The sequence below is a fragment of the Flavobacterium sp. NKUCC04_CG genome (assembly GCF_019345525.1).
In the GTDB taxonomy this organism is placed as follows: Bacteria; Bacteroidota; Bacteroidia; order Flavobacteriales; family Flavobacteriaceae; genus Flavobacterium.
On record NZ_JAHKRA010000018.1, the window covers coordinates 34,687 to 51,366 of the forward strand.

Genomic DNA, 16,680 nt, shown 5'->3' on the forward strand with positions numbered 1-16,680 from the left:
ATACTTTTTTTAGACGGTATTGATTCGGCTCTCGAAATATTTAGTTGTGAATACATAATTTTATACAAAAACACACAAAAAATGGATCGGTTATGCTTTTCGATATAAAATTTTATCTACCTTTGCAGACTGTTAGAAAATGATCTAATATTTTTCAAATACAAAAAGTTCTTATAGTAGTATGTTAAACAGAAGACACATTCGGATTAAAGTGATGCAAACCCTTTATTCGATGCAACAAAACGACTCCGACAGATTAGAAGGTGGGGAGAAATTTTTATTCAATAGTATAGAAAATATCCAAGATCTGTATTTGTTAATGCTGACTTCCTTAATAGAAATCCAAAGAAAAGAAGAAGATTTTCTAGCGCTTTCTCAAAAAAAACACTTAGCTACTTCGCAAGAGCGCAATCCCAACAGAAAACTTGTCGACAATCAAGTCTTAAAAGCTTTAGCGGAATCGATTTCTGTTTCCAATGCCATAGACGAGCGTGCTGTTAACCATTGGCATGTTAACGACAATTATATACAAATCTTAATCAACGAAATCAAACAAAGTGAATTGTACGAAGAGTACATGAATAGCGGTTTGTTTACTTTTAAAGAAGATCGGGATTTTATTTGGCGTGTATTTACTGAAATTATAGCGCCTAACGAAAAATTATACGACTTTTTCGAAGATACTAAATTGACTTGGTTAGACGATTTACCTTTGGTAAATACCATGATTCAAAAACAATTAAAACAATTGACGGAAGACGATTTGCAAATTTTGGTTCCTCGATTATATAAGGATTTTGACGATAAGGATTTTGCGAGACAATTGTATCGTAAAACCCTTTTAAATGCAGGGGAATTAAATAAAGAATTTGTTGATAAAACACCGAATTGGGATTCAGATCGTATTGCTGAAATAGATACGATTATTTTAAGAATGGCGATTTGTGAAATGTTAAAATTTAGCTCAATTCCGGTTAAAGTTACAATTAATGAATATTTAGAGATTGCAAAAGAGTATTCTACACCAAAAAGTAGTATTTTTATCAACGGAATATTGGATAATATTTCGAAAGCTTACCAAGCAGATAACAAATTAAACAAAATCGGTAAAGGATTATTGTAATCAAAAAACGTATATTAATTATGAAACGTACCTTATTATTAGCCGCTGCAATTATGCTATTCACCGCGTCTTGCAAGCAAAACAATGCATCAGATCGTATAGACGACGCTAATTTAGCTAAGGCAGAAGTAGAGCAAACAGCTGCAACCACTAATGCTTATCCTGAAATTAAATTCGACAGAGAAGCTCATGATTTTGGGAATATAGGAAATAACGAAAGAGTTGAAACGGAATTTAATGTTACCAACACAGGTAAAGCAGATTTGATTATTATCAATGCACAAGCTTCTTGTGGATGTACTGTTCCAGAATATCAAAAAACACCGATTAAACCGGGAGAAACTTCCAAATTAAAAGTGGCTTTTGTTACCCCTTCTGTTGGTCAACAACAAAAAACAGTAACGCTTACTACGAATACACAAAAAGGAGAAGAAATATTGACCATTAAGGCCAATGTTGCTCCAAAACAATAATAATTATTAAAGTTTATTTATGGAAAATTTAGGGAATTTAGGTCAGTTTTTACCCATTATTCTAATGTTTGTTGTGATATATTTCTTGATGATTCGTCCACAACAAAAAAGAGTGAAAAAAGAAAAAGAGTTTGAAAGCATGATCAAAGTTGGCGATAAAATCATTACTAAATCTGGAATTCACGGTAAAATTGCAGAATTGGGTGAAACTTCTATCGTGTTGGAAACTATGTCAGGAAAATTGAAAATGGAGCGTTCTGCTATTTCAATGGAAATGAGCCAAAAATTGAACACTAAAGCATAATCAAAATAGATTACAATATATAAAAACCCGCTTTTAGCGGGTTTTTTTGTACCCTTTTGCATACGATATAATACAAAATAAAATAGCGCTACCTTTAAGATAGCGCTATTTTTATAAAGCAATAGTATTTTTATTTCTTAGCTGTAAGCTCTGCAATTTTAACGATAACTTCAATAGCTTTTTGCATGCTTTCTACAGGAACATATTCGTATTTCCCATGGAAATTATGTCCGCCTGCAAAAATGTTTGGACAAGGTAAGCCCATATATGAAAGTTGAGCACCGTCTGTACCACCGCGAATAGCTTTGATAAGTGGTTTAATACCCAATTCTTTCATTGCTTTTTCGGCTATATCTACAATATGCATTTCCGGCTCAACCTTTTGTTTCATATTGAAATATTGATCTTCAATCACACATTCAACAACAGGTCCTCCAAATTTAGAAGCAAATTTCTTGTTGATTTTTTTTACAATCTTTAAAATGGCTTTTTTACGATCTTCAAATTTCTTTAAATTATGATCGCGTATAATCAATTGCACTTCTGTTTTTTCTATAGTACCGTTAACGTGATTCACATGGAAAAAACCTTCGTATCCGGAAGTCTTTTGTGGAACCTCGTCTTTGGGTAATTTAGAAACAAACTTATTGGCAATTAACAAAGAGTTAATCATTTTTCCTTTGGCATATCCTGGATGAACGCTCTTTCCAGAAAAAGTTAATTTTGCTCCGGCAGCATTGAAGTTCTCGTATTCCAATTCTCCAATCTGACTTCCATCCATAGTATAAGCCCAGTCTGCACCAAACTTTTCTACGTCAAATAAATGAGCTCCTCTTCCGATCTCCTCATCAGGAGTAAAACCAATTCTGATTTTTCCGTGTTTGATTTCTGGATGTTGAATCAAGTATTCCATTGCAGTTACAATTTCGGTTATACCCGCCTTGTCATCTGCACCTAAAAGCGTAGTTCCATCTGTAGTAATGATGGTTTGACCTTTATATTGCAATAAATCTTTGAAATATTTTGGCGATAAAACAATATCTAATTCCTTGTTTAAAACAATATCTCCACCGTCGTAATTAGGAACAATTTGTGGTTTTACATTCGCTCCAGTAAAATCTGGCGAAGTATCAAAATGAGAAATAAAACCGATAGTAGGTACGTCGTGATCTACGTTGCTTGGCAACGTAGCCATAATGTAGGCATTGTCATCTATAGTAACCTCTTCTAAACCTATTTTTTTAAGTTCTTCAACCAATTGGTTGGCTAAGTCCCACTGTTTTTCTGTACTTGGGCAAGCATCTGAATTGGGATCAGATTCCGTATCTACAGTTACATAACTAATGAAACGATCAATAATGTGTTGCATACTAAAAGTTTTTTAATGTAAACAAAAATACAATTATTTATCTGTTTTTGTCGACATATTCAGTAAAAACAAAGGAAACTATCGTTTAAATTAACCAAGACTAAAGACTCAGAAAAAAAAGTTGTAGCAACTTAGGTTTTGCCTCCGACATAAGGTATAATCACTTGTGAGACTTACTTTATTCTACAAATAATCAATTCGAGTAGCCTGCAATTCTATGATTAATTTTTATCTTTGAAAAGCTTTGTAAATTCAACTCCATGAAATTCTTAAATAAATTGGTTTATGTAGGAGTACTGCTTTTTATTAGTACTTACACTTGGGCTTTAAAGCCAGAAAAAAAATACATAGAACACCCTTCCGACTTCGGTTTCACTTACAAAGAGAATACGATCACGACGGCCGATGCTGCCGTTCTTAAATCGTGGGTCTGTTATCCTAATACCAAAGTCGACAACAAAACTACCCTTATTTTAGCTTATGGTGATGCGGGTAACATGTCTTATTGGATGCGTCAAGTTTCGGAACTGGTCAAAGTCGGATATACCGTAGTCCTATTTGATTATAGAGGATTTGGTGCAAGTCAAAGTTTTCCGATAGAAGAAGATTATTTGTACTACGACGAGTTTGTGACCGATCTTTCTGCTGTGATTCAATGGACAAAAAAAGAAGTAAAATACGAACGATTGGGCATTTGGTCACTTTCAATGGGGAGTATCATGGCAACCTTAGCCATCGAGAAAAACCCCGTGGATTTTTTGATAGCAGAAGGTTTTGTAATTAATCCTATTCAAATCGTTCAAGTGATTAAAGAGTACAAAGACGAACAATACAAACTACCTCCAAGCGCAGCCCTATATAAAGAGGTTTTATCGCGTTTATCCATTCCCTGTTTGTTTTTTTCGGGATTGCGCGATGGTCTAACGACTATTGACGACAGTATGCGCGTTAAGTTTTTAAATCCTAAAAGTGAGTTAATTCAGTTTAATGCCGGACATTTACAGGGGTTCCAGTCGTTGTCAAGCACGTCGCACGGCAAAAAGTATGTGGACGGAATCACGGCATTTGTAACTAAGTTGTAAATTGATACTAAATTACTTTTATCTTATAATCCAATATACCTATGAATCTTTTTCGCTTTTTAAATCCAATAGTTAAGCCGCCTAAAGATGTGTTTTTCGAACGTTTTTTAGAGCAATTGACAAGTGTTTTTGGAGAAAACCCAGAGTTTTGGTATCCCAAAAAAGAACATAAAGAAGATCCATTGGTTGTGGTAATCACCTATCGCGAGGTTCCCGCAGCGGGGTTTATTACCGGGGTCACCTATGGTTTGTCGTTGGATAAACATAAAGATTGGCCTCAAGATCGGCCGGAACTGTGTGTTGTAGTTAAGTCTTCAAATGAAAATTGGGCAAAAGCATTAGGGCATTTGGTCAGCCGTCTAAGAGGAGCTTGCCCGTTTGTAACAGGACAATTAATCCGTTTTGGAACCCCCGTTGTGGAAGAAGCTACTATGGATGCTTTTCTAGTAGGAACCCCGTTGTACTTAGAAGCTGAGGAATCTCGCTTAGATATCGGAGCCGATTATCACATTCGTTTACAAGCACTGTATCCGATGAGGGAAAGTGAAATTAAAATTTGTGAAGAAATGGGGTTTACAGCTTTTTTAAAACATCCTCATTTTGATGCTTTCGATGTATTGAGACCTACAATTAAATAAAAAAACAACTGTAAAAGGCAACAGTAGGCCTTCGTGTAATAACGGAATTTAGTTTATATAAAATATAACAGTATATATCCGCAATTTTTTATAAATTTAGAGAACTGCATTTGTAGAATGTTTCATTCTGGAAGAGCATTTTTTTATTTCAACTTATTAAAACGATTTGCATATGGAATTTACCCCTAAAAAAGAAATTGCAAAACAATTCTTGTATTTGATAACACAAGGTGAAATTGATAAGGCTTTTGCCAATTATATAGGACCGGATTTTAAACACCACAATCCTTTTAACAAAGGAGGTGCAGCTGATTTTAAAGTTTTTTTAAAAGATGAAGCGCAAATAAATCCCCACAAAATAATAAAAAATTTGCGCCTGATTGAACAAAATGATTTGGTGATGGTTCATTCCTTGGTAAAGAAAACCATAGAAGATATCGGATCGGTAGTTGTTTATATTTTTAGATTCGAAAACCACTTGATTACAGAGTTCTGGGATGTGGAACAAGCCATTCCTCAAACGATGATTAATGAAAACGGCATGTTATAATGGAGTCTGGAATTGACGCGTATAAATTGCTAAGAATTTTGATTAAATAATATTTAGATGATTCCTACTATAGATTGGTTTTTGTTGTTGGAAGCAACATACGGGCTTATTGTTTTAGCCGTGGTGCTGCGAGTGATTTACGACTCCAATTCAACTTCAAAAACGTTGGCATATTTACTTTTGGTGATTTTGGTACCTGTGGTCGGAATTTTGTTTTATTTTTCGTTTGGTATTAATTACCGCAAGAGAAAGATGTATTCTAAAAAACTGGCAACAGACGAAATTTTCTTAAAGAATTTTGAGAACCGCATGGAAAAGATTAAAAAATCTTTTACCGAAAAGCAATTTCCTCTGGTAGAAAGCAATCGGTCAATGATTCGTTTGTTGTCGAATAAAAACATGGAAAACAGTCCATTGCTTATAAATAATCAAGCCGAAATCTTATTAAATGGCGAAGCCTTTTTTCCAAAGTTGATAGCAGATTTAAAACAGGCAAAACACCATATTCATTTAGAGTATTATATCTATGAAAATGATGAAATTGGAAATCAAATTAAAAACATCTTAATAGATAAAGTTAAAGCAGGTGTTGCTGTACGGTTTATTTATGATGATTTTGGGTGCCGTTCTATTAGAAAAAATATAGTAGTAGAATTACGCGAGGCAGGTGTGGAAATTTTCGCTTTTAATAAAATTACTTGGATTGCATTGGCCAATCGGATGAATTATAGAAATCACCGTAAGATTGTTATCATTGATGGACAAATTTCCTATACCGGTGGTATCAATATTTCCGACCGCTATGTCAATGCCAAAAAAACAACACCAGCTCTATATTGGCGCGATACACATTTGCGTATTTTTGGTGATGCAACCTATGCTTTACAACATATTTTCTTGTCGGATTGGAATTTTTGTAGCAAACAGAGCTTAACGGTTAATGAAGACTTTTTTCCATTAATCGATTGCGATGATTGCGCAAAATTACCCATGCAAATCGTCGCTTCCGGACCGGATTCACAAGTTCCCAGTATCTTGTACAGTGTAGTCAAAGCAATTAATGACGCTAAAAGCGAAATTCTGTTTACCACTCCCTATTATATTCCCGACGAAAGCTTGCAGCAAGCCATGATTATGGCGGCTATGAGCGGTAAAAAGGTCAAAATATTATTGCCCCAAGTTTCGGATTCTAAAATGGTACAATGGGCCTCTCAATCGTATTTCGAAGAGCTATTAGAAGCCGGAGTGGAGCTCTATTTTTATCAAAAAGGATTTATACACGCCAAGAGTTTTGTGACCGATTCTGGAGTGAGTTCTATTGGAACTTGTAATTTAGATCACCGCAGTTTTGACTTAAATTTTGAAGTAAATGCCATCGTTTATGATACTGATTTTGCTGATCAAATGCGTGAAATTTTCTATGCAGATTGCGAACATGCCGTTCGACTCAACCACAAAAGATGGTATAAAAGAACCCATTGGAAAAGACTGCAAAACAGCTTTCTTAGATTGTTCTCTCCGTTGTTATAAATAATTGATATTTTTATGGACCTACACCTTACCACACCCAACACCATTCGACACATTCGCGAGTTTCCTTTTGACTATGAAGGAAAGGTAGTAGCTACAGTCATAGAATCGAGAAATAATAAAAGAGAAGGGCAGGCAGCCCGTCAAACCATTCTCTATGTTCATGGATTTTCAGACTATTTCTTCCAAGAGCATCTGATGGAAGCTTATAATCAAATTGAAGTCGATTTTTATGCACTTGATTTAAGAAAATACGGACGCTCGCTATTGGCACATCAACATCCAAATTTTTGCCGTTCGTTAAAGGAATATTTTGAAGATTTAGATTACGCCATCAATTTTATCAAAACCAAAAATCCAGAAACCCAATTGGTGCTAATGGGACATAGTACAGGTGGTTTGTTGGTGAGTTACTACGCCCATAATGGTGCATTGCGCTACCAAATTGCAGGCTTAATTCTTAATTCTCCTTTTTTGGATTTTAATATGCCCAAGCTAGTAAAGTGGTGTATTCCTTCCGTATCCGATTTGATGGTAAAGTTAAATCCATATGCCTCATTTAAAGGAGGCGTTTCCAATGTTTATGGAGAATCCTTGTTAAAGCGTTGTCATGGCGAGTGGGAATATAATGAAAACTGGAAACCCATAAAGGCTTTTCCTGCTTTTTACGCCTGGATTTCTGCGGTTCATAGCGCGCAATCTACCATAAAAAACAAGTCCCTTGATTTACCGATCTTATTGATGCATTCTGATAAGAGTCTTAAATTAAAAAAATGGAACCCCAAGGCTCAAGAAGCCGATTTGGTTTTAAATGTTGCAGATATCGAACGTATTGGTTTAAAAATGGGAACTAAGGTCAGTCATTTTGTAGCTAAAAAGGGATTGCACGACTTGTTTTTATCACAAAAAACAGTTCGTGATGTCGTTTTTCAACAAACGCGAACGTGGTTGGAGAAACTCTAAAACAAAAAAAATGGCTGTTATATACGAACAGCCATTTTTTACTATTTAAAATATAGGGTTATCTAAAACATACCTCCAGCACTACCTTGTTTGGTATTGTCTTCGCGATGTTTTCGTTGCATGGCTTTATTCTTTGAACCGCCAAATAGGTAATTTACTCCGAAGTAAACGTTTTGGCTTTCCCAAGTAAACTGTCCTTTTTGTGGAAATGGATATTCCGAATCAAAGGCGTATTTCATGGTATCAAAAATGTCGTTCACACGCAAACTAAATGTCAACTTGTTATTAAGCATGCTGTATCGAGCACCTGCGTCAATTTTATACATTTCCTTACTGTTCATTTGAATCCCATCTACTGGACCGCGATAAAAACCAAATAAATTCAATCTAAAGTTTTTAGTAACTTTAAAATTGCTGTTTAAACGGGCATTAAAGGCGTTGGCATCCACTTCGCGTTGCGTAAAATCCAATTTTTCTGTAACTGGATTTTTGATAGCAATAAGTCCTTTTTGAGATAAGGCTGAAAAGTCAACTGCCGGTTGGATATCCCACCAAGTAGTTAATCTATAATTGGCTGAAATTTCAAAACCATAAGCCGAATTGTTGTCAAAATTGTCGTAAGACATGATCATGGCATTTTCATTGCTAGATTCGACGTCCTGATATACAACACGATTGATTTCGTCGTTGATACGTCTGTAATATACTCCAGCTGTTATACTACCTTTTGATAATATTTTGGTATAGTTTAGCTCTATAGAATTGGTGAATTGAGGTCTTAATTCTGGATTCCCAATACTCACTACGGTAGGAGTAGAGAACTCGCGAATCGGTTTGGTTTGAAACAAGCCCGGTCTATCTACTCTACGGCTATAACTCAACTGTAAAGTGTTGCTATCCGTAAGATTGTAGGTCAAATAAGCTGAAGGGTATAAAGTGATATAATCGTCCTTAAAGGATTTGGAACCGTTGGTTTTGGCATCCACTTGATAACTTTCTACTCGAGCACCCAATTGATAGCTGAATTTGCTGAATTTTTGACCAAAGGTTACATAAGCCGAAAAGATGTCGGTGTCGTAATTATAATTAGAATCTTTTATTGTTTCTGGTCTGCTATTATTCGACTGATAGGTATTTTCAGAACGCGTAATTCGAGATTCTGCCCCCAATTCTAAAGTAGCCGTTTTAGATAGCGGATTTACATAATCAATGTTCACCGTAGTCATATTGTTTTTGTCGTCGATATGGTCGCTATAAAAATCAGTCGTCTTTCCTTCCAAAGTATTGAAATTAGCAACTTGCTTGCTCGTATAATCGCTATAGTTTGCTTCAACATCTAGCGTATGACCTTCTTTTTTAAATAGGTGTTTGTAAGCTAAATTATAAGTACCGTTTCTATTGGAAGAATCGTAATTTGTATATTGATCAATATCTTTAAACACACCTTTTGGATAAAATATTTCGGTACGCACTTCACTTATACCATCAATAGTGTTTTGGTTGGTGTAAAAAGACAAGGTATTGTTGTCGTTGATAAAATAATCCATACCCAGTTTATATAGATAAGAATCGTTATCGTTATTCATAGTGAGGACTTGAGACGATTTTTGATCAAAACGATACATATTACCGCCATTATACGATTTCCCAAAGTTGTTTCCGCCGTTTCCAAAGAAATTGACTTTGCCAGTTCTATAGTTTAAATCTAAAGTGGTATTTCCTCTAGGCTCATTTTTCATCGTAACACCAGAACTCAAAGAACCGTTAAAACCGTCGTTAGAATTTTTGTGCAAAATGATGTTGATTATACCCGACATGCCTTCTGGGTTGTATTTAGCACTTGGATTGGTAATCAATTCTATTTTTTTAATAGATGATGATGGGATTTGCTTTAGCAGCTGAGAAGCCTCTATATTGGTTGGTCTCCCATCCACCAATACACGCACATTATCATTTCCCCTCAAAGATAATTTACCGTCTTGATCCACATTGACAGAAGGAATATTATTCATGATTTCGGAAGCTGTTGCTCCTGCAGTAGTTAAATCGCGACCAACATTGATTACTTTTCTGTCGATTTTTTGCTCTATAGTAGAGTGTTCAGCGATGATATTTACACCGTCAAGCGTTATCGCTTCCGATTCAATATACAGTACGCCTAAATTTAAATCGCTTCCGTTGGTCAAATCAGCCTGCTTGTGTAAGGTTTTATAACCGATAAATTGAATATCAACACTGTAATTTTTAGCACCTAAATTTGGTACTGTAAAATTTCCATTGTCGTCGGTCATCGCACCCGTAACCACTATACCGTTTTCTTTGACCGAAATCGTCGCATAGGGCACGGCTTGCTTAAGGTCTTTGTCTAAGATATTCCCCGAAATTTTTACTTTGTTTTGAGCAAAACTACTGGTGAGTATTCCAAAGAATAAAAGTAGGCTTAGTTTTAGTTTCATTTGTTATAAATTGATAGTTTAGTTTTTCCTTTCACTTTTGTTACTGTAATAGACCACCAATTTTACTTTTTGTTACACCTCAAAGGGATAAAATTTCGAAAACAGGTTTTTCAGTTATATAAAGGGTTTGTTTTTAAAGGTTTGTGTTTATTTTTTGAGGCGGTTGATTTTAATTTAGAATGATTTTAATATAAAAAATGCTGCAAAAAGAGCAAAAGTGGCTTAAAAATTGTAATTTGTACTATAAAAGAAATATGCTTGAGGTGCATTGTTTTTTGTGGTTCAAGTAGGAGTGATTTTCGTGCCCTACAAACCGATAAGTGGATGGAGAAAGAACATCTATAAAAAATAGAAATAATGGTTAAATCTATGAAAAAGACAACTGCTATAATTTATAAACTGCCACTGTTAATAGCAATAGCTGTGCTAACTTTATCGGTTTCCTGCGACCGGAAAAAAGTAAAGGAATTGGAAAGTTCCATAGAAATTCCTTCGGATTTAACCGTAGAGAAACTGATGGAAAATACTGAGGAATATCAGTTGCTAGGCCGCAAGGGGAAAATTATTTTTCCCGATCGAATTGCCGAGGTAGAATACATAGATGAAACTCGGATGCACTGGCAAACGACGAATGATAAAAATGAAATTATCCAAGGGGATGAAAAAATTAATTATGTTCAAATTTCTGAACAAGAATATTTTGTAAACTGGATTGAGGAGAGCGGCTTTACTGTCAGTCAAATTATCAATACCAAAACGGGCGACGTAAAAGCTTTTTGGTCCTTTGCAGATACAAAAAGCGGACGAGGTGGACGCTCTAGTCTGTTTGTTGATGGTAAATTTGAGTTTGGTGAGTAAACTGTTCCTTGTTTTCGTTTAAAACTAAAAACGGATTCGTTTTTATAAATAATAATTTAAAAAACACAAAAACATTATGGAGAAGTCCAATAATAATATCGCCATTTTAATAGATGGCGACAACGCACAACCGAAACTTCTTGAATTGATTTTAGAAGAAGTTTCCAAGTACGGAAAAGTTACCATTAGAAGAATCTATGGAGACTGGACCACACCGCAAATGAATAGTTGGAAAGACCTATTAAACGATTTGTCTTTTAGCCCTATTCAAAAATTTAACTATACAACAGGAAAGAATTCCACAGATAGTTCTTTGATTATAGATGCCATGGATATCTTACACGATAAAATGGTTGATGGTTTTTGTATCGTTTCTAGTGATAGCGATTATACGGGCTTGGCTAAGAGAATACGTGAAGAGGGAATTTTTGTTATGGGTGTTGGTGAAAAGAAAACACCAAATGCTTTTGTGCAGTCCTGTGAAATATTTACCTATTGCGAAAATTTAATTCCCAGAAAGAGGACCTCTTCTAAAGATACCAATGTGGTTTCTGTCAAAAAAGCAGAGAGTCATCCTACAGAGGATTTAGAAATCAAAGAATTGTCGAAATCGGATATCAAATTGATTGATAAGGCTTTTGATATGTCGGTTAATGAAGAAGTAGAAACTTATATTGCTCAAGTCGGAATCAACCTTAGAAAACTAAAACCCAGTTTCGACTCAAGAGCATACGGTTTTAAAAATTTAACCCAACTCTTTGGAAGTTTAAAAGGGTATGAAATCATTCGTAATGAAGTGGGTGGACTAAACCATCCTATGGTTAAAAGAATTGGATAAGTATGGCTGTGCCGAATAACAAAGAGCAGTTAATCGATGCTATCGAGAAAAATTATCGTTTATTAAAAATTCAAATCAGTCGTTTTCCTTCTTCTCAAACAACATCTAAATTGATGGAAGGGCATGCCAAAGACACTCAAATGAGTTTGGAAGATTTGATGTCATATTTGATAGGTTGGGGACAATTGGTTTTGAAATGGCAGTACAATCGCGATAATATAGGAGAAATTGACTTTCCCGAAACCGGATACAAATGGAACCAATTGGGAAACTTAGCGAAGCAGTTTTATCGGGATTATGAAAATTATAGTCTAGATGAATTAATGAACCTTTTGGATAAAACGGTATTTGAGATTTTACGAAATATTGAATTAACAACGAATTTCGAATTATATGAAAAACCGTGGTATGGCAAATGGACCTTGGGTAGAATGATTCAATTTAATACCGCATCGCCATTTAATAATGCTAAAAACAGAATTTCAAAATACTTAAAATCAACCTAGATGAATACGACAAAATTAGATAGTATTATTAAACAACTAGAATACTATCGCCTGTTGGGAGATAAAACCATACTGATATTATCTCAAGACCAACTCAATTGGACTTACAATGAAACCAGTAATTCCATTGCTATGTTAATCAATCATATCAGTGGTAATATGTTGTCGAGGTGGACAGACTTTTTAACGACTGACGGCGAGAAACCCTATCGAAATCGCGATGCTGAATTTGCCGAAGGATTTTATGACCGACATGAACTCATTAAAAAATGGGATCAAGGTTGGGATTGTATGCTTGACAGTTTAAGGGCATTAACCGACGATGATTTGGATAAAAACGTAGTTATACGCGGTCAAGAACAAAGCGCATTTGATGCCATTATACGGCAAGTTTCGCATTACCCATACCATATCGGGCAAATTGTTTTTGAAGGGAAAATGCTGATGAATACCGATTGGCAGAGTTTATCTATTCCAAAAGGAGGGTCTTTGCAATACAACGACCAAAAATTTTCGAACCCCAATACCGACAAACATTTTACGGATGATTTTCTAAAAAAATAAAAAACCAATTCTGGGTTATCGCGTCGTTTTAAGACCATAAAAATCAGCCTCCTTAAAGCGAGGTTGTTTTTTATGGTCTTTTTTAATTATTATATAAATCATTTAAAATCGTAGTTGATTTTATATTTTAGGGCGATTTGAAGAAGTTTTTTTAAGTTAATCCATTGATTATTAGTTACCTGAATTTTGTTTTTATAGCTGTTAAAATTTTAAGTTTAGTTTTTTAATTAAGATTTATTATATATTTTTCGTTATGTAAAAAATATGTTTTTTGCTACCAATTGGCAGTTTTTAACTTTAATTAATCATTAAAATCCTAAAATATGAAACAGAAATTATTTTTCTTAGTCGTGGTTTTGTTTTTAGTAATTGCAGCAAAAGCACAAGAACACTTTTATTATTATAAAGGTGAGAAGGTTTTCTTGGAACTGGATTTAAAAAGAGTTTCCATGAATACGAATCAACCAACAATTGATTATAAAAGAGATCAGGTTACTTTTTCAAACATATCCCAAGATTATACTAGAAATAGTCTGGTTGAGGATAGTGGAAACATGTTGACTTCAACAGAGACCTATTATTATGAAATAAATTTAGCAGACGATTTAAGTGTATCCGATTACTTGAAACTGGTAGAAGACAGCAAACGACAAAAATCGGTATTAAATGCTTTTGTTACATTTAAAACAGCAGAAGGTGGTGTTTTAGGTTTGTCTAATAATTTCTATGTAAAATTAAAAAAGGCAGAAGATGTCGAATTATTGAAAAAGCAAGCAGCTAGTTTAGGGCTTAAAGTTCTCGGTTACAACGAATACATGCCTTTGTGGTATGTAATCAATGTTTCTCCTAATTCAGATAAAAATCCGTTAGAATTGGCTAATGATTTTTTCGAGTCCGAACTCTTTGAAAGTGCCGAACCGGCTTTTATATACCACAATTTACAATTGTCGAACGATCCTTTTTTCCACAATCAGTGGGGTTTAAAAAATACGGGGCAATACGGAGGAATCCCCGGTATGGATACCCGTGCCGAACAAGCGTGGAACATTACTAAGGGAGCCCGAACGAAGGTAGCTATTTTCGACCATGGTTTTGAAATGAATCATCCCGATTTGCAAGTCAATGTACATGGAGTCGGTTACGATGCTACTACAGCAACCTCGCCGGCGCAAGTTAGAGGATCACATGGAACTCCCTGTGCGGGAATTGTGGGTGCTGTTCAAAACAATGCAATAGGAATTAGTGGAATAGCACCCGAAGCCAGTTTGATATCGATCAGTATTAACCTAATGTTCTCGGATACCCCACTGATGTTGGCCAATGGTTTTTCGTGGGCTTGGCGAAATGGCGTGGATGTTATAAGTAATTCCTGGGGGGGGTATGCACCATCGCATATGATTACCGATGCCATATATGATGCTCTAACCAAGGGACGTGATGGTAAGGGCTGTATCGTGGTTTTTGCTGCCGGGAATGAGAATAATACTAACGTAAGGTATCCGGGAAGTTATTTTTCGGAGATTTTAGTAGTCGGGGCCATGAGTCCATGTGGACAGCGAAAATCACCCACTTCTTGTGACAACGAGCAGTGGGGAAGTTGTTATGGATCCAAATTAGATGTAGTTGCTCCCGGAGTAAAGATTGTAACTACAGACAGACAAGGAAGGGCGGGCTATGATCCAACGGATTATGTCCACAATTTTAATGGTACTTCTTCTGCCTGTCCTTTTGTTGCAGGAGTAGCAGCTTTGGTTTTAGCCGTCAATCCAGATTTAACGGGACAAGAAGTACGCGACCTCATTGAACGTACAGCAAGACCTGTACGAACGGATCTCTACAATTATAGTACGTATAGGGACCGCCCTAATGGAGAATGGAGTTCCGAAATGGGATATGGACTTATAGATGCTTATGCTGCGGTACGAAGTGCACAGGAAACATTAAATCTCGATTTACACATTCGTAATTCCATATTAGATGTCGGAGCAGAACCCGATTTAGCTACCGGTCCGGTTATTTATAACAGTCCAGACATTTGGGTGCGGAATCAACCCGATGGTCAAGAGGAACATCAAAACCCGCAATACCACAACCAACAAGCCAATTACGTATATGTTCGAGTAAAAAACATAGGGACAAAAGCTTCGACAGTTAACGATTCGATAAAATTACACTGGGCTAAAGCCAGTACTTCTTTAATGTGGCCCGATTACTGGGATGGAAGCATAACTCACAATGGAATTCCAATGGGAGGAATTATTGGAACTCAAGCCATCCCGATTTTGCAACCCGGCCAAGAAATCCTTGTGAGTTTCCCTTGGAGGGTACCAAACCCGCGGGATTATCATGATATCAATCCAGAACCTTGGCATTTCTGTCTGTTGAGCAGAATAATTTCGACAGAAGATCCGATGACCTTTAATGAAGTGTTTTCTTTGGCAGACAATGTGCGCAACAACAACAACATTGCATGGAAAAACTTGACGGTTGTCAATATTCAACCCAACCAAGCCTTAGGAGGTGTCGTACGTATAACAAATCCTTTTGAAACTACTACCGCTTTTGATTTAGAAATTTTCCCAGAGGGAGAAATACCGAATGCAATGGCTTTAAACGAAGTGGAGATTCAGCTCATCTTAAGTGACAATTTGTATCAGGCTTGGTTGCACAATGGACGCAGCGGACAAGGGGTTTCTGTAGTTAGAAACCACCCCAATACCATCAAGATAAGAACAAATCAGGCGCGATTAGAAAACTTGGTACTTCCGCCTCATTATAGTGGAACGGCGAATTTAAAGTTTAATTTTTTAGCTGAAACGGCTAGAAATTCCGAACAATATCAATATCATGTCATCCAAAGGAAAACAATAGATCAGCGTTTTATAGGTGGGGAAGCTTACTTGGTCAAAAAAACACAGCGGGTTCCCTTCCGCGCTGATGCCGGTACCGATAGAACGGTGAGTTTAGGAGAAAGATTCACGCTATCAGCTAAAGATATTGGCGAACCAGCTACGTATAATTGGTACGATGCCGAACAGAACTTAATAGACAGCGGTAGAGAATTATCGCTAATAGCCAACAGCCAACAGCAATATACTTTGGAAGTGATTGCCGATGCCGATGGTTATAAAGATTATGCTGCTATTGCAGTCCACTTCAAGCACAATGTACTCAAGGAGGTTTTTCCTAATCCGGCTACAACGAGCTTACAGGTCAATTATGAAATCAATGTAGGCTCCGAAGCCCACTTAAAATTGATACCGTTTTATGGGGTTAGTGGCGAAGAACGCTTGTATCCGATCGATGTGCATAGGAATCACAAGGTGATTGATATTTCTGGGCAGCTCAGAGGATTGTATAAATTAGCGTTGTATTGTAATGGTGAATTGGTCGAAATGAGAAATTTATTAATTGATTAACAACATA

The 16,680-nt window shown here is 36.0% G+C and carries 15 protein-coding genes; 13 read left to right on the plus strand and 2 right to left on the minus strand.

The window, feature by feature from the left end; all coding sequences use genetic code 11:
- The first annotated feature begins 181 nt into the window (after positions 1–181).
- The 3 genes from nusB to yajC are packed head-to-tail and all read left to right on the plus strand — an operon-like array spanning position 182 to position 1,900.
- On the plus strand, positions 182–1,123 hold the full coding sequence (gene nusB, locus KO524_RS12715; protein WP_219294564.1) for a transcription antitermination factor NusB: 942 nt from the start codon (positions 182–184) through the stop codon (positions 1,121–1,123).
- A gap of 20 nt (positions 1,124–1,143) precedes the next feature.
- A complete protein-coding gene (locus tag KO524_RS12720) occupies positions 1,144–1,596 on the plus strand; it encodes a DUF1573 domain-containing protein (RefSeq protein WP_219294566.1) in 453 nt (150 codons plus the stop codon).
- 19 nt (positions 1,597–1,615) lie between these two features.
- On the plus strand, positions 1,616–1,900 hold the full coding sequence (yajC, locus tag KO524_RS12725) for a preprotein translocase subunit YajC (RefSeq protein WP_219294567.1): 285 nt from the start codon (positions 1,616–1,618) through the stop codon (positions 1,898–1,900).
- 130 nt (positions 1,901–2,030) lie between these two features.
- Here the strand turns inward: yajC and pepT are convergent, their stop codons facing one another.
- Positions 2,031–3,269, minus strand: coding sequence for a peptidase T (gene pepT, locus KO524_RS12730; RefSeq protein WP_219294570.1), 1,239 nt, complete (start codon positions 3,267–3,269; stop codon positions 2,031–2,033).
- Positions 3,270–3,529: 260 nt separating this feature from the next.
- Between pepT and KO524_RS12735 the strand changes: the two genes are divergently transcribed.
- From KO524_RS12735 to KO524_RS12755, 5 genes are all read left to right on the plus strand, one after another.
- Positions 3,530–4,351: an alpha/beta hydrolase gene (locus KO524_RS12735; RefSeq protein WP_219294571.1), complete on the plus strand. Its 822-nt coding sequence runs from the start codon at positions 3,530–3,532 to the stop codon at positions 4,349–4,351.
- 41 nt (positions 4,352–4,392) lie between these two features.
- Positions 4,393–4,989, plus strand: coding sequence for a suppressor of fused domain protein (locus tag KO524_RS12740; protein ID WP_219294573.1), 597 nt, complete (start codon positions 4,393–4,395; stop codon positions 4,987–4,989).
- A gap of 172 nt (positions 4,990–5,161) precedes the next feature.
- Positions 5,162–5,539, plus strand: a complete 378-nt coding sequence (locus tag KO524_RS12745; RefSeq protein WP_219294574.1) for a nuclear transport factor 2 family protein — start codon at positions 5,162–5,164, stop codon at positions 5,537–5,539.
- A gap of 57 nt (positions 5,540–5,596) precedes the next feature.
- Positions 5,597–7,069 carry a cardiolipin synthase gene (gene cls / locus KO524_RS12750; protein ID WP_219294575.1) on the plus strand — a complete coding sequence of 491 codons (1,473 nt, stop codon included), beginning with the start codon at positions 5,597–5,599 and terminating at the stop codon, positions 7,067–7,069.
- A 15-nt stretch (positions 7,070–7,084) separates the two neighbouring features.
- On the plus strand, positions 7,085–8,032 hold the full coding sequence (locus KO524_RS12755) for an alpha/beta hydrolase (RefSeq protein WP_219294576.1): 948 nt from the start codon (positions 7,085–7,087) through the stop codon (positions 8,030–8,032).
- A 62-nt stretch (positions 8,033–8,094) separates the two neighbouring features.
- Here the strand turns inward: KO524_RS12755 and KO524_RS12760 are convergent, their stop codons facing one another.
- Positions 8,095–10,488 carry a TonB-dependent receptor domain-containing protein gene (locus KO524_RS12760; RefSeq protein ID WP_219294577.1) on the minus strand — a complete coding sequence of 798 codons (2,394 nt, stop codon included), beginning with the start codon at positions 10,486–10,488 and terminating at the stop codon, positions 8,095–8,097.
- Between the two features lie 369 nt (positions 10,489–10,857).
- On the opposite strand from KO524_RS12760, the gene KO524_RS12765 reads away from it, so the two are divergent.
- The 5 genes from KO524_RS12765 (at position 10,858) to KO524_RS12785 (ending at position 16,673) form a co-directional block, all read left to right on the plus strand.
- On the plus strand, positions 10,858–11,346 hold the full coding sequence (locus tag KO524_RS12765) for a MoaF N-terminal domain-containing protein (RefSeq protein ID WP_219294578.1): 489 nt from the start codon (positions 10,858–10,860) through the stop codon (positions 11,344–11,346).
- 76 nt (positions 11,347–11,422) lie between these two features.
- Complete coding sequence (locus KO524_RS12770; protein WP_219294579.1) at positions 11,423–12,184, plus strand: NYN domain-containing protein; 762 nt, start codon at positions 11,423–11,425, stop codon at positions 12,182–12,184.
- A gap of 2 nt (positions 12,185–12,186) precedes the next feature.
- Positions 12,187–12,690 (plus strand): ClbS/DfsB family four-helix bundle protein, encoded by a 504-nt coding sequence (locus KO524_RS12775; RefSeq protein WP_219294580.1) that lies wholly within the window; start codon positions 12,187–12,189, stop codon positions 12,688–12,690.
- Positions 12,691–13,254 carry a DUF1572 family protein gene (locus KO524_RS12780; protein ID WP_219294581.1) on the plus strand — a complete coding sequence of 188 codons (564 nt, stop codon included), beginning with the start codon at positions 12,691–12,693 and terminating at the stop codon, positions 13,252–13,254.
- 323 nt (positions 13,255–13,577) lie between these two features.
- Positions 13,578–16,673 carry a S8 family serine peptidase gene (locus KO524_RS12785; RefSeq protein WP_219294582.1) on the plus strand — a complete coding sequence of 1,032 codons (3,096 nt, stop codon included), beginning with the start codon at positions 13,578–13,580 and terminating at the stop codon, positions 16,671–16,673.
- Positions 16,674–16,680: the final 7 nt, after the last annotated feature.

What these genes read in the sequence shown, in the direction of transcription:
- nusB (WP_219294564.1), top strand. Translation starts at nt 182, where the DNA reads ATGTTAAACAGAAGACACATTCGGATTAAAGTGATGCAAACCCTTTAT.
- KO524_RS12720 (WP_219294566.1), top strand. Translation starts at nt 1,144, where the DNA reads ATGAAACGTACCTTATTATTAGCCGCTGCAATTATGCTATTCACCGCG.
- yajC (WP_219294567.1), top strand. Translation starts at nt 1,616, where the DNA reads ATGGAAAATTTAGGGAATTTAGGTCAGTTTTTACCCATTATTCTAATG.
- pepT (WP_219294570.1), bottom strand. Translation starts at nt 3,269, where the DNA reads ATGCAACACATTATTGATCGTTTCATTAGTTATGTAACTGTAGATACG.
- KO524_RS12735 (WP_219294571.1), top strand. Translation starts at nt 3,530, where the DNA reads ATGAAATTCTTAAATAAATTGGTTTATGTAGGAGTACTGCTTTTTATT.
- KO524_RS12740 (WP_219294573.1), top strand. Translation starts at nt 4,393, where the DNA reads ATGAATCTTTTTCGCTTTTTAAATCCAATAGTTAAGCCGCCTAAAGAT.
- KO524_RS12745 (WP_219294574.1), top strand. Translation starts at nt 5,162, where the DNA reads ATGGAATTTACCCCTAAAAAAGAAATTGCAAAACAATTCTTGTATTTG.
- cls (WP_219294575.1), top strand. Translation starts at nt 5,597, where the DNA reads ATGATTCCTACTATAGATTGGTTTTTGTTGTTGGAAGCAACATACGGG.
- KO524_RS12755 (WP_219294576.1), top strand. Translation starts at nt 7,085, where the DNA reads ATGGACCTACACCTTACCACACCCAACACCATTCGACACATTCGCGAG.
- KO524_RS12760 (WP_219294577.1), bottom strand. Translation starts at nt 10,488, where the DNA reads ATGAAACTAAAACTAAGCCTACTTTTATTCTTTGGAATACTCACCAGT.
- KO524_RS12765 (WP_219294578.1), top strand. Translation starts at nt 10,858, where the DNA reads ATGAAAAAGACAACTGCTATAATTTATAAACTGCCACTGTTAATAGCA.
- KO524_RS12770 (WP_219294579.1), top strand. Translation starts at nt 11,423, where the DNA reads ATGGAGAAGTCCAATAATAATATCGCCATTTTAATAGATGGCGACAAC.
- KO524_RS12775 (WP_219294580.1), top strand. Translation starts at nt 12,187, where the DNA reads ATGGCTGTGCCGAATAACAAAGAGCAGTTAATCGATGCTATCGAGAAA.
- KO524_RS12780 (WP_219294581.1), top strand. Translation starts at nt 12,691, where the DNA reads ATGAATACGACAAAATTAGATAGTATTATTAAACAACTAGAATACTAT.
- KO524_RS12785 (WP_219294582.1), top strand. Translation starts at nt 13,578, where the DNA reads ATGAAACAGAAATTATTTTTCTTAGTCGTGGTTTTGTTTTTAGTAATT.